The sequence below is a fragment of the Enterobacter sp. Sphag1F genome (genome assembly GCF_014193275.1).
Taxonomy (GTDB): domain Bacteria; phylum Pseudomonadota; class Gammaproteobacteria; order Enterobacterales; family Enterobacteriaceae; genus Pantoea; species Pantoea symbiotica.
The window spans coordinates 264412-277492 of sequence record NZ_JACHZD010000007.1 but is presented as its reverse complement, the minus strand read 5'-3'; the positions used below and the strand labels follow the sequence as shown (position 1 = coordinate 277492).

The 13081-nt window shown below is 56.6% G+C and carries 12 protein-coding genes; 3 read left to right on the top strand and 9 right to left on the bottom strand.

Annotation, left to right across the window (positions count from 1 at the left end; translation table 11 throughout):
• Positions 1–145: 145 nt before the first annotated feature.
• Genes hemG through pepQ form a run of 4 tightly spaced genes read right to left on the bottom strand, consistent with a single transcriptional unit; the run spans position 146 to position 4127 of the window.
• A complete protein-coding gene (gene hemG, locus FHW71_RS20905; protein WP_179452806.1) occupies positions 146–682 on the bottom strand; it encodes a menaquinone-dependent protoporphyrinogen IX dehydrogenase in 537 nt (178 codons plus the stop codon).
• 17 nt (positions 683–699) lie between these two features.
• The gene (gene trkH / locus FHW71_RS20900) at positions 700–2151 is read right to left on the bottom strand and encodes a Trk system potassium transporter TrkH (protein ID WP_008105835.1); all 1452 of its coding nucleotides are present in this window, start codon (positions 2149–2151) and stop codon (positions 700–702) included.
• A gap of 27 nt (positions 2152–2178) precedes the next feature.
• The gene (locus FHW71_RS20895) at positions 2179–2796 is read right to left on the bottom strand and encodes an IMPACT family protein (protein WP_179452807.1); all 618 of its coding nucleotides are present in this window, start codon (positions 2794–2796) and stop codon (positions 2179–2181) included.
• Positions 2796–4127 (bottom strand): Xaa-Pro dipeptidase, encoded by a 1332-nt coding sequence (gene pepQ, locus FHW71_RS20890; protein ID WP_036648706.1) that lies wholly within the window; start codon positions 4125–4127, stop codon positions 2796–2798. Before pepQ ends, FHW71_RS20895 begins: the two co-directional genes overlap by 1 nt.
• A gap of 186 nt (positions 4128–4313) precedes the next feature.
• Here pepQ and fadB point away from each other — a divergent pair, with 186 nt between their 5' ends.
• The gene (gene fadB, locus FHW71_RS20885) at positions 4314–6497 is read left to right on the top strand and encodes a fatty acid oxidation complex subunit alpha FadB (protein WP_179452808.1); all 2184 of its coding nucleotides are present in this window, start codon (positions 4314–4316) and stop codon (positions 6495–6497) included.
• A gap of 10 nt (positions 6498–6507) precedes the next feature.
• Entirely contained in the window at positions 6508–7671 is a 1164-nt protein-coding gene (gene fadA / locus FHW71_RS20880; RefSeq protein WP_179452809.1) for an acetyl-CoA C-acyltransferase FadA, read from the top strand.
• A gap of 83 nt (positions 7672–7754) precedes the next feature.
• Here the strand turns inward: fadA and fre are convergent, their stop codons facing one another.
• The 3 genes from fre to pepE all read right to left on the bottom strand — a co-directional run bounded on the left by fre (position 7755) and on the right by pepE (position 10785).
• Positions 7755–8456, bottom strand: a complete 702-nt coding sequence (gene fre, locus FHW71_RS20875; protein ID WP_179452810.1) for an NAD(P)H-flavin reductase — start codon at positions 8454–8456, stop codon at positions 7755–7757.
• Between the two features lie 39 nt (positions 8457–8495).
• The gene (gene ubiD / locus FHW71_RS20870; protein WP_008105823.1) at positions 8496–9980 is read right to left on the bottom strand and encodes a 4-hydroxy-3-polyprenylbenzoate decarboxylase; all 1485 of its coding nucleotides are present in this window, start codon (positions 9978–9980) and stop codon (positions 8496–8498) included.
• A 73-nt stretch (positions 9981–10053) separates the two neighbouring features.
• The gene (pepE, locus tag FHW71_RS20865; RefSeq protein ID WP_008105821.1) at positions 10054–10785 is read right to left on the bottom strand and encodes a dipeptidase PepE; all 732 of its coding nucleotides are present in this window, start codon (positions 10783–10785) and stop codon (positions 10054–10056) included.
• Positions 10786–10994: 209 nt separating this feature from the next.
• Between pepE and rfaH the strand changes: the two genes are divergently transcribed.
• A complete protein-coding gene (gene rfaH, locus FHW71_RS20860) occupies positions 10995–11483 on the top strand; it encodes a transcription/translation regulatory transformer protein RfaH (RefSeq protein WP_008105818.1) in 489 nt (162 codons plus the stop codon).
• Here the strand turns inward: rfaH and tatD are convergent.
• Together tatD and tatC are read right to left on the bottom strand one after the other, a co-directional pair.
• Positions 11480–12262, bottom strand: a complete 783-nt coding sequence (gene tatD / locus FHW71_RS20855; RefSeq protein ID WP_179452811.1) for a 3'-5' ssDNA/RNA exonuclease TatD — start codon at positions 12260–12262, stop codon at positions 11480–11482. The two genes, rfaH and tatD, sit on opposite strands and share 4 nt — an antisense overlap.
• 60 nt (positions 12263–12322) lie before the next feature.
• Positions 12323–13081 carry a Sec-independent protein translocase subunit TatC gene (gene tatC / locus FHW71_RS20850; RefSeq protein WP_061719385.1) on the bottom strand — a complete coding sequence of 253 codons (759 nt, stop codon included), beginning with the start codon at positions 13079–13081 and terminating at the stop codon, positions 12323–12325.

The following is a 13081-nucleotide window of genomic DNA, read 5'->3' as shown; positions in this document are numbered from 1 at the left end:
TGAATTTCTTCACTCCCTGCTGAGCCGTCTGCGTTGCCGCTTTGCCGTCTCAGTGGTGGCGCATTATAGGGAGTTATTCGGAGGTGACAAGGGTTTATTGCAAATAAATTACTGTTCGACCTAAATTTCGCCACAACGCTGTATTTCACAACGATTTGCCTGATAACTGCGCAAAATCCTGGGCAAAAAGCGCCACTTTATTCCAATCAGTGTATTCAACTTCTTTCGATGCATCGGTTTCGCCGCCGGTCATACGCATAATGAATTGAATCATGACGCGATCAAACCAGCGATAACGCGGATAACGCAACGCCCCGGCGAAAACCGCACAGCAATCAGGTTGCCACGGTGACTGCTCCAGGAACTTGCGCGTATACGCATTGGTCTCTGGTGTGCACTTATCGGCTTTGCGCGCCGTGAGATTGACACTAAAGAAGCCGCTTACGCGCTGCTGCAACTGAGCTTTATGCTGCGTAACAAACTTAAGCAAAGCCGGATTGAAATGACCGTAGCGGATCGAAGCACCAATCAGCACGCGATCGTACTGCAACCAATCAATCTGGTTTGCCTCCAGTAGATCGATCACGTCACACAGTTGATGCGGCACTAACGTCTGCGCAATGCGCGCGGCAATGTCACGGGTTTGCCCATCGCGGCTGGAATACAGAATCAACGCTTTCATTACTCAATCCTATTTTATTATTCGCGCCAGAAGGTCGGCGTGAACAGCACCAGCAGCGTGAACACTTCAAGGCGTCCAAACAGCATGGTCAAAATCAAAATCCACTTCGCGACATCATTCATTGAAGTGAAGTTGTCTGCCACGACACCCAAACCGGGCCCGAGGTTATTCAGAGTCGCGGCCACGGCAGCAAAAGCAGAGAAGTCATCCACGCCGGTGGCGATGATGGCCAGCATACTGAGCAGGAACACCAACGCATAAGCTGAGAAGAAACCCCACACCGCTTCGAGGATACGTTCCGGCAACGCGCGGTTACCCAGTTTGATGGTGTAAACCGCATTCGGGTGCACCAAACGCTTCAGCTCACGCGAACCCTGTTTGAACAGCAGCAGAATACGGATCACCTTCAAACCGCCGCCCGTTGAACCCGCCATGCCACCGATAAAGGCCGAACACAGCAGCAGCACCGGCAGGAACAGCGGCCAGCGTGCAATGCTGTCGGTGGTGAAACCGGCCGTGGTCGCCATCGAAACCACCTGGAAAAACGCCTGATTCAACGTTTGCCAGCCGCTGGCGTACACATTGTGGAACCACAGCACGATGGTACAGATCAGCACTAAGGTCAGTTGTACACCAATAAACATGCGGAATTCGGGATCGCGCCAGTACACTTTCAGGTTGCGACCGCTTAATAAAGAGAAGTGCAGGCCGTAATTACAACCCGAGATCAACAGAAATACCGCGACGATGGTATTGATGGTTGGGCTATTGAAGTAGCCGATGCTGGCATCATGGGTTGAAAACCCGCCAATCGCGATAGTCGAGAAGCTATGGCCGATAGCATCAAACATCGGCATGCCCGCCAGCCACAGCGCCAACGCGCACGCGACGGTGAGCAACACATAGATCAGCCACAGCGTTTTCGCTGTTTCCGCAATACGCGGGCGCATCTTGTTATCTTTCAGCGGACCCGGCATTTCAGCGCGATAGAGCTGCATGCCACCCACGCCCAGAATCGGCAGAATCGCCACCGCCAGCACAATGATCCCCATCCCGCCGAGCCACTGCAGCATCTGCCGATAGAACAGAATCGCTTTCGGCAGCGTATCCAGTCCCACCAGCGTGGTGGCTCCGGTGGTTGTGAGGCCAGAGAAGGATTCAAAGAACGCATCAGTAACTGAAAGATGTGGCTGCTCGGCGAAGATAAACGGCATCGCACCGACGCTGCCCAGCACGGTCCAGAACAGCACCACGATGAGGAAGCCTTCGCGCGGCTTAAGTTCGCTTTTCTGCTTACGGTTAGGCCACCACAGCAGCGAACCGATGACGATTGCCATCATAAAGGTCTGACTGAACGCGCGCCCGGCTCCATCACGGTAAATCAAGGCGACGAGGCCAGGTAGAATCATGGTCACCGAGAACAGAATCACCAGCAGGCCCACGATGCGGGTAATGGCGCGAAAATGCATTCAGCCGTTTCCTTTAAACAGAAGCTTTTAGTTTGTCAGCGGGATGAGCGTCAGCGCGCCCCGGCTGTAATCAGAGAGGTTTTGGCGAAAGCCATCAATCTGCGCATGCGGCAACGCTAAACGCAGCGCAATACGATCCTGATAATGGCTCTCTTCTATAATGCCGTCAAAACGTTGCAGTAAACGCTCGATGTCGCTGAGTTGGGCGTAATCGCATTGCAGGGTAAAAGATTCCATCGGCACTTTACGTTGACGCGCCAGTTGCTTCAGCCCTTGCTGCACGCCGCCGCCATATGCTTTTACCAGTCCGCCGGTGCCCAGCATAATGCCACCATAATAACGCACCACCACCGCAGTAATCTCACCGACACCGCTGCCCATCAACTGGGCCAGCATCGGTTTGCCGGCGGTGCCAGATGGTTCACCATCATCGGAGAAACCCAACTGTTGCGAATTATCCGGCGCGCCTGCCACCCACGCCCAGCAGTGATGCCGCGCGGTGGGATGTTCCTGTTTCACCTGCTGTACAAACGCGCGCGCCGCTTCCACGCCCGCCGTGTGCGCCAGCAAGGTAATGAAGCGGCTTTTCTTGATGGTTTCCTCGCTGAGACTCACGGCCTCAGCGGGAATATCGTAAGCATCCATCAGGCAAGGTGCAGATCGCGCGTCATGTTTTCAATGCGATTAGTGTGGATCACCACGTTATCCTCGATCCGAATACCGCCGTACGGTTTCAGTGCATCGATTGCCGCCCAGTCAAAGTATTGACTGAACTTGCCGCCGCGCAGCTTCGCCAGCAGCGAATCGATAATATAGAAGCCCGGTTCGATAGTCAGCACCATGCCAGGTTCCAGCACGCGCGTACAACGTAGATACGGATACTGCGACGGTGCCGCCAGATGCGTGCCGTTGTCGTCCTGCATAAAGCCAGCCACGTCGTGCACCTGCAGGCCGAGCGGATGTCCAAGGCCATGCGGCATAAACGGACCGGTTAAATCTTCCGCCACCAGCGTCTCTTCGGTCAGGCCTTTCACCAGTTCGAACTTCAGCAGCAGACGCGCAATGCGCTGATGCATCTGCAGATGATAATCGGTATAGCGCACGCCAGCTTTCAAGGTGGCGATCAGCGCCAGCTCTTCCTTGTTCATCGCCGCAACCATTTCGGCATAGCGCGATTTGCTCTGCGCCGCATAGCTGCGCGTCAGGTCAGCGGCGTAACCGAGATATTCCGCACCGGCGTCAATCAGGAAGCTGTGACGTTTGGCCGGCGGCTGATGATCCAGTTTGGTGTAATGCAGCACTGCGGCATGTTCATTCAGGGCGATGATATTGCCGTAAGGCACATCGGTATCGCGATGGCCGGTTGCGGTCAGATAGGCGATATTGATATCGAACTCGCTCATGCCAGAGAAGAACGCCTCTTTGGCCGCGCGATGCCCCGCCACCGCCAGCTTCTGCGCTTCGCGCATACACGCCAGTTCGTACTCGGTTTTAATACTACGATGATAATGCAGGAAATCGATCACGCCTTTCGGGTTCACCTGCTCGCTGTTAATGCCGAGCTGGGAAGCGCGTGACGGCACCGGACCGATATACGCCACGTTTTCGCGCTGTGCAGGCAGCAACTGCGCGATCTCATCGGCACTCTTCAGGCCAATAACGTCCACATCGTTGGTCCAGAAGCTGTTGGGCAGCGGCTCAACGTTGTGCCAGTAATCTACCGGTGAATAGAACCACAGCTTGGGTTTATTCACGCCATCAATCCATAACCAGCAGTTTGGCACCTGCGTCACCGGCACCCACGCTTTGAACTGGGGATTCACCTTAAACGGATAGTCGTGATCGTCGAGAAAAACGGTCAGCAGCTCGCCGGAATGAATCAGCATGGCATCAAGCTTGAAGCGAGCCAGCACCTGCTGCGCTCGCTGCTGCAGCGTATTGATGTGCGCGTGATACAGGGTTTTCAGTGAATCCATGGACTTGTCTCCGATGTCGCGAAAGTGGCCGCAGTGTAGCACAGCCGTGTAAGCGATGCCGTGCTGCACGCGCTGTGATCGTTGTATCAAATAAGCAAACTCTCGTTTGCAAATAATTAACATCAGACTCACACTCCAACTCATCTGGTATGACCAGATCAACTTTCGCGGTTTCAGGAGACGGACATGCTCTACCAAGGCGATACCCTTTCAGTTCACTGGCTTGACGACGGCATCGCCGAGCTGGTTTTCGATGCGCCCGGTTCGGTGAACAAACTCGATACCAAAACCGTTGCCTCATTGGGCGAGGCATTAAGCGTATTGGAACAGCAACCCGCGCTGCGCGGCCTGTTGCTCTCGTCGGCCAAACCGGCATTTATCGTCGGTGCCGACATCACAGAATTCCTGTCGCTGTTTGATGCGCCAGAAGAGAAGCTGAGTCAGTGGTTGGCATTTGCCAACAGCATCTTCAATCGCTTAGAGGATTTGCCGGTGCCAACCGTGGCCGCCATCGACGGCTATGCGCTGGGCGGCGGCTGTGAATGCATACTGGCAACCGACTTCCGCGTTGCCACGCCCACCGCACGCATCGGCCTGCCGGAAACCAAACTGGGCATCATGCCGGGCTTTGGCGGCAGCGTGCGTTTGCCGCGCCTGCTCGGTGCCGATAGCGCGATGGAAATCATCGCCGCCGGTAAAGATGTTGATGGCAACAGCGCCCTGAAACTCGGTTTGGTGGATGCAGTGGTCAGCAGCGACAAACTACGTGCCGCCGCACTCACCGTTTTGCAGGACGCCATCGTGCAAGGCAACTGGCAAGCACATCGCGCGCCGAAGCTGGCACCGCTGAAACTCAGCCCGATTGAAGCCGCCATGAGCTTCACCATCGCCAAAAGCATGGTGCTGCAAACCGCAGGCAAACACTATCCGGCACCGATTACCGCCGTGAAAACCATTGAAGCTGCCGCCAGCCTCGGACGTGATGATGCGCTGAAGCTGGAAACCGCTGCTTTTGTACCGCTGGCGCAGAGCGATGTGGCGCGTGCGCTGGTCGGCATCTTCCTGAACGATCAGTACGTCAAAGGCCTGGCGAAGAAGCACAGCAGCGCGGCCGGTGCGCCGCAGCAAGCCGCAGTGTTGGGCGCAGGCATTATGGGCGGCGGCATTGCTTATCAATCGGCATGGAAAGGCGTGCCGGTGATGATGAAAGATATCAATCCGCAGGCGTTAACGCTGGGCATGACCGAAGCCAGCAAGCTGCTGAACAAACAGCTGGAGCGCGGCAAAATTGACGGCGCCAAACTGGCCAGCGTACTCACCACCATTCAGCCGACGCTGGATTACGCCGGATTTGAACGCACCGACGTAGTGGTGGAAGCGGTAGTGGAAAATCCGCAGATCAAAGCCAAAGTGCTGGCAGAAACAGAACAGCATCTGCGCGAGGACGCCATTCTCGCCTCCAACACTTCAACCATCCCGATTAGCCAGCTGGCGCAGGCCTTAAAACGCCCGGAAAACTTCTGCGGCATGCACTTCTTCAATCCGGTGCCGCGTATGCCGCTGGTTGAAGTGATTCGCGGAGAGAAAACCTCAGAAGCCACCCTGAGTAAAGTGGTGGCCTGGGCGAGCAAAATGGGCAAGACGCCGATTGTGGTGAATGACTGTCCCGGCTTCTTTGTGAATCGCGTGCTGTTCCCCTACTTCGCCGCTTTCAGCCTGCTGCTGCGCGACGGCGCGGATTTCCGTCAGGTCGATAAAGTGATGGAAAAACAGTTCGGCTGGCCGATGGGCCCAGCGTGGCTGCTGGATGTGGTTGGCATTGATACCGCGCATCACGCTCAGCAAGTGATGGCGCAAGGCTTCCCGTCACGCATGCAGAAAGATTATCGCGACGCGATCGACGTGCTGTTCGAAGCCAAACGTTACGGCCAGAAAAACGGTCAGGGCTTTTACCGCTGGGAGCAGGATAAAAAAGGCAAAGCGCAGAAGAAAGCCGATGCAGCTGTCGATGCGCTGCTGGAACCTATTTGCCAGCCTAAGCGCGTGTTCAGCGATGACGAGATCGCCAACCGCATGATGCTGCCGATGCTCAACGAAGTGGTGCGCTGCCTCGAAGAGAAGATCATCGCTTCACCGGCCGAAGCCGATATGGCGCTGGTGTACGGTTTAGGCTTCCCGCCGTTCCGTGGCGGCGCGTTCCGCTACATGGATACGCTGGGCAACAGTAACGTGGTCGATCAGGCCAAACGTTATAGCGCGCTCGGCCCGCTTTACGCGCTGCCGGAGCTGCTGTTGCAAAAAGCCCATCAGCATCAGAGCTGGTATCCCGCGGTGCAACCGATTGACGAAGCGGCGCTGCAAAGTGCCTGAGGTAATGAAAATGGAAAAAGTAGTCATTGTTGATGCGGTCCGCACGCCGATGGGCCGCTCCAAAGGCGGTGCGTTCCGCCAGGTGCGCGCAGAAGATCTCTCGGCGCATTTGATGCGCGAGCTACTGAGCCGCAATCCGGCGGTCGATCCCGCCACGCTGGACGACATTATCTGGGGCTGCGTACAGCAGACGCTGGAGCAAGGTTTCAACATTGCACGTAACGCCGCGCTGCTGGCCGAGATCCCGCATCGCGTGCCAGCCAGCACTGTCAACCGCCTGTGCGGTTCGTCGATGCAGGCACTGCACGACGCGGCGCGTGCCATTATGGTTGGTGATGCGCACAGCTGCCTGATTGGCGGCGTAGAACATATGGGCCACGTGCCGATGAGCCACGGCGTGGATTTCCATCCCGGCCTTGGTCGCACGGTAGCGAAAGCGGCGGGCATGATGGGGTTAACCGCCGAAATGCTGGCGCGCATGCATCACATCACGCGTGAGCAGCAGGATGCTTTTGCGCTGCGTTCGCACCAACGTGCCTGGGCGGCAACCCAGCGCGGCGATTTCAAGCGTGAGATTGTGGCGACCTACGGCCACGACGCCGATGGCGTGTTGAAACGTTTTGAGAGCGACGAAGTGATTCGCGAAGAGACCAGCCTCGAAGGATTGGCTGCGCTGAGCCCGGCGTTCGATCCGGTCAACGGCACCGTGACCGCAGGCAGCTCCTCCGCACTTTCCGACGGCGCAGCCGCAATGCTGATCATGAGCGAAAGCCGCGCACGCGAACTCGGTCTGACGCCGCGCGCGCGTATTCGCAGCATGGCAGTGGTCGGCTGCGATCCGTCAATCATGGGCTACGGTCCGGTTCCAGCCAGCAAGCTGGCGCTCAAGCGTGCCGGACTCAGCGTGCAGGATATCGACCTGTTCGAGTTCAACGAGGCTTTTGCCGCACAGGCTCTGCCGTGCATCAAGGACATGGGCTTGATGGAACAGCTGGATGAGAAAGTGAATTTGAATGGCGGCGCGATTGCGCTCGGTCATCCGCTGGGATGTTCCGGTGCGCGTATCAGTACCACGCTGCTGAATCTGATGGATCGTCGCGATGCGCAATTTGGTCTGGCGACCATGTGCATTGGCTTAGGCCAGGGCATCGCCACGGTGTTCGAACGGGTTTAATACGTTAATGTTGCACGTGTTCCCGCCCTTTCGGGCGGGCTTTTTATGGCTAATCGTCGTAGGGTCGCCATTGATGGCGACCATCAGATAAACGCAAACGCATCGCCGAACATCTGCGCTTCCAGCGCGCCGCGCTCAGCACAGAAGCGCTCACGCGCAATCTTCGCCATCTCAAAACGACCGGCAATATAGATATCGTGCTCGCTCAGCGATGCGAAATCCTGCATCACTGCCGTCAGCACCGTGCCGCTGCGCCCGGTCCAGTCATCCGCCGGTTGTTCAACTACCGGGATCACTTTCAGGTTCGGATGCTTCACCGCCAGCGCATTCAGCTCATCCAGATCGTACAGATGCATCAACTCACGGCCGCCCCAGTAAATCGCAATCTCGCGATCGGATTTCTGTGCCAGCGCGGTCAGCAGAATAGAACGCGCATAGGAGAAGCCGGTGCCACCCGCAATCAGAATGATCGGACGCTCACTGTCTTCACGCAGCCAGGCATCGCCGTGCGGCATATCGACGGTAATCTGGCGATCGTTCTTGATGCGGTCCATCACCGCCATCGCGTAGAGATTGAGATCCGATGCGCCGATGTGCAGCTCAATGATGTCCTTTTCCATTGGCGTAGAAGCCAGGGAAAACGGGCGCTTATCGCGCTCATCCATCACCACCATCAAATACTGTCCTGCGCGGAAGTTAAAATCCGCCGCCGGAATTAAACGAACGCGGTAAACCGTGTCCGTAATCGCTTCAACCGAAGTCACTTTGCAGCTTAACGTTGTCATGCGTTCCCTTTTTCTTCGGGTCTAATTGGTCTGCCGCCGTTAGCGCTGCGGCGGCTCGGCAAAGATAGCTAACTCATCCCAAATGGCGTCAATGCGCGCGGTCACCGCCGGATCTTTCACAATCGGCGTGCCCCACTCGCGCGTGGTTTCGCCCGGCCACTTATTGGTCGCATCAAGTCCCATCTTCGAGCCTAAGCCGGAAACCGGCGAGGCGAAGTCGAGATAATCGATCGGCGTGTTCTCAACCAGCACCGTATCGCGCGCCGGATCCATGCGCGTGGTAATCGCCCAAATCACATCATTCCAGTCGCGTGCGTTAACGTCGTCATCGCACACAATCACGAACTTGGTGTACATGAACTGACGCAGGAACGACCACACGCCGAACATCACGCGCTTAGCGTGACCAGCATACTGTTTCTTGATCGTCACTACCGCGAGGCGATAAGAGCAACCTTCCGGCGGCAGATAGAAATCCACGATCTCCGGGAACTGCTTGATCAGAATCGGCACCAGCACTTCATTGAGCGCCACGCCCAGCACCGCCGGTTCATCCGGTGGACGTCCGGTGTAGGTTGAATGATAAATCGGGTTGCGACGTTGCGTTACGTGCGTCACGGTAAACACCGGGAAGCTGTCTACTTCATTGTAGTAGCCTGTGTGGTCGCCGTACGGACCTTCCGGCGCGACATCGCCCGGCTCGATGTATCCTTCCAACACGATTTCCGCACTGGCCGGCACTTCGAGTTCGTTCGAAACGCACTTCACCACTTCGGTTTTATTACCGCGCAGCAAACCGGCAAAGGCGTATTCGGAGAGCGTATCCGGCACTGGCGTTACCGCGCCGAGAATGGTGGCAGGATCGGCACCCAGCGCTACCGACACCGGGAAACGTTCGCCCGGATGCGCTTTACACCACTCCTGGAAATCCAGCGCGCCGCCGCGATGCGACAGCCAGCGCATAATCACGCGGTTCTTGCCGATCACCTGCTGACGATAGATACCCAGATTTTGTCGCTCTTTATGCGGGCCACGCGTGACGGTCAATCCCCACGTAATCAGCGGCGCAGCATCGCCCGGCCAGCATTTCATCACCGGGATGCGCGACAGATCGACTTCATCGCCGCTGAAAATTTCTTCCTGGCACGGCGCATTGCGCAGGCGCTTAGTAGGCATATTCAGCACTTGCTTGAACTGCGGCATCTTATCGAACAGATCGCGGAAGCCTTTTGGCGGTTCCGGCTCTTTCAGGAACGCCAGCAGCTTGCCGACTTCACGCAGCGCACTGACCTCTTCCTGGCCCATGCCCATCGCCACGCGTTTTGGTGTGCCAAACAGATTACACAGCACCGGCATGTCGTAGCCTTTCGGGTTTTCGAACAGCAGCGCCGGGCCGCCGGCGCGCAGCGTGCGATCGGCAATTTCAGTCATCTCTAACTCAGGATCGATCTCCTGAGTGATGCGCTTTAACTCGCCACGCTGTTCCAGCAATGCGAGGAAGTCTCGTAAATCCTGATATTTCATGCGGCTTTAGCTTTCCGGCCAGAGTGAAGCGCCATTATAGGGGCGTTTCACGCTGACATGTTGAGGTTTTGCGTCAGGCAGGCTGACAGGAAAACGGCACCAGCGACTGAATCGCCAATACATCGTGATAAGCGGCAATCGGCTCGCCGTGGCGGAACACTTTGAAGTCTTCGCCGCGTGCGCTGTAGTAACGCAGGCGATTCTCGCTCACGTGCAGGAAGCTGGCTTCGCGCAGCGCAATCACCGATTCATGCGGATTAACGGCACAGAACTCGGCCAGACGTTCGTCACGCGTTTCGCCCATGTGGCCGCTGACGTGCGCATCAAGGTAATGCGGATTGATCTGCACCGGGAACAGCCCAAGCGCGGGCAACACTACGCTGCTGCGCACCGGCATGTCATTGGTGGTACGAATAGAAGGCGTTGCCACATTGCAACCGGCGCTCCAGCCAACGTACGGCACATCACGCTCGCGCACCGCGCGTTGGATGGCAACGATCAAGCCGTGCTCATGCAGCATTTGGTTGAGGAACCAGGTATTTCCGCCGCTCACCAGAATCAGCTCAGCTTGTTCAATCGCCGCAACGGGCGATGCGAACTCGTGCACGGTGCGCACTTCAATGCCTAACGACGCGGATAAATCCTGCGCGCGCTGCGCATGATCGCCACGAATAATCGCGTACGGCACCAGCACCGCCGAGGTGATTCCGCGCTGGGCGATCATCGCGTGCAGCTGCGGGTGGGCGTAACCTAACAGCGGCGCATCGTCAGCCACTTTGCCGTTACTCAACAGGAACAGTTCCATCAGCCACTCCTTTTCAATCGAAAGATGGGGATGGAGTCTGATACAGATGGTCGTCAGCCGTCAATTTTCTTGCAAGAAAGCGTAAATAAGCCGCATCAATCGGATAAATCGTAGTGAAATTGTTTTCAGCGCCCGGTTTCCACCCGCCGATGCGCTATAACTCTGACAACTGATTTGATATTCTTAGCGTCCATTATTTGGGAGCGGTTATGGAATCCTGGTACTTACTCTATTGCAAACGTGGACAACTGTTGCGCGCGAAAGAGCATCTTGAGCGGCAAGAGGTGAATTGCCTCAGCCCAATGATCGCTCTGGAGAAGATTGTGCGCGGTAAACGCACCACCGTGAGTGAGCCGCTGTTCCCTAACTATCTGTTTATCGAGTTCGATCCCGAAGCGATTCACACCACCACCATCAGCAGCACGCGCGGCGTCAGCCACTTCGTGCGCTTCGGCACCATGCCGGCCACCGTATCACATGATGTGATCGAAGCGCTGCAGACCGACGCGCCGCAGATCGTGCTGGATCCGGAAACCCCGCAGAGCGGTGATGAAGTGATCATCACCGATGGCACTTTCGAAGGGCTGCGCGCCATTTTTGCCGAGCCGGATGGTGAAACGCGCTCCGTTCTGCTGCTCAACATGCTGAACAAACAGGTGATGCGCAGCGTGGATAACAAGCAGTTCCGCAAACTCTAAGCGAGTTTGAACAGCTGGCGCGCGTTGAGATTAACCTGCGCGCCTAGCGCTTCAGCTTCTTCGCCACGCCAGTTCGCCACCTGCTGCACAATATGCGGCAAGAAGCACGGTTCATTGCGGCGCGAAGTGGGACGCGGATGCATATCGCGCGGCAGTAAATACGGTGCATCGGTTTCCAGTAACAGGCGCTCAGCCGGAATCAGCGGCAGCAATTCACGCAGTTCCATACCGCGACGCTCATCGCATACCCAGCCGGTAATGCCCACCGACAATCCCAGCGCCAGACACGCTTGCAGCTCGTCACGCGTACCGGTAAAGCAGTGAACGACAGCGCCGACCAACTTCGGCAGCCACGGCTCAAGCACCGCGACAAAACGATCGTGCGCTTCACGGCAATGCAAAAACACCGGCAGCTGCAGCTCAGCGGCCAGCGCCAGCTGCGCATCGAAAGCGTATTCCTGCTGATCGTGGGCCGAAAGATTACGATTGAAATCCAGGCCACATTCGCCAATCGCGACCACCTGCTCGCTTTCCGCCAGGCGACGTAAGGTATTCGCGATTTCCGCCGACCATTCACTGGCATGGTGCGGATGGACGCCAGCGGTTGACCAGCAATATCCTGCATGTTGCGCTGCCAGTTGGCGTGCTTGCTGGCTCTCCAGCGCGTTGGTGCCGGTAATTAACAGGCCGGTGACGCCTGCTTCGCGCGCACGTTTTACCACCTGATCGCGATCTTTTGCGAATTGCGTGCTGGTCAGGTTTACACCGATATCAAACATGTTTTCTCCCCAATAAAAAACCGCCCAGCGGGGCGGTTTAGATGCATCTTACCGAAGACGTCAGGATTCGGTGTTGTGTTCCTCATCCGAAGCCTTACGTCCTTTACCCACATAGTAGCGGGAGAAGAATACGCCGACTTCAAACAGGCAGTACATCGGAATAGCGAGCAAAGTTTGCGAGAAAACATCCGGCGGTGTGAGCAGCATCCCAACCACGAACGCGCCAACCAACATATAAGGACGTTTCTTCTTCAAATCTTCGGGTGACGTAATGCCGGTCCAGCACAGCAGCACAATCGCAATCGGCACCTCAAACGCCACACCAAACGCCATGAAAATCGTCATGACGAAGTCGAGGTAGTTGGTGATATCCGTGGCGATGGTGACGCCTTGCGGCGCGGTTTTGGCGAAGAAGCCAAACGCCAGCGGGAACACGATGAAATAAGCAAACGCCACGCCGACGTAAAACAGCAGCGTACTGGAGAACAGCAACGGCATCACCAGTTTGCGCTCGTGGCGATAGAGCGCAGGCGCCACAAACGCCCACACCTGATACAAAATCACCGGCACGGCCAGAAACACCGAAACAATAATGGTGAGCTTGATCGGCGTGAAGAACGGCGATGCCACGTCGGTGGCGATCATGCTCGCCCCGGCTGGCATCTGGCTAATCAACGGTGCCGCAACCAGATGGTAGATATCATTCGCGAAATAGACCAGACACAAAAAGATGACTAAAACAGCGATGATGCAATTCAACAAACGCTTGCGCAGCTCAATCAAATGGCTAATGAGCGGTTGGGTATCTTCAACGGCCAT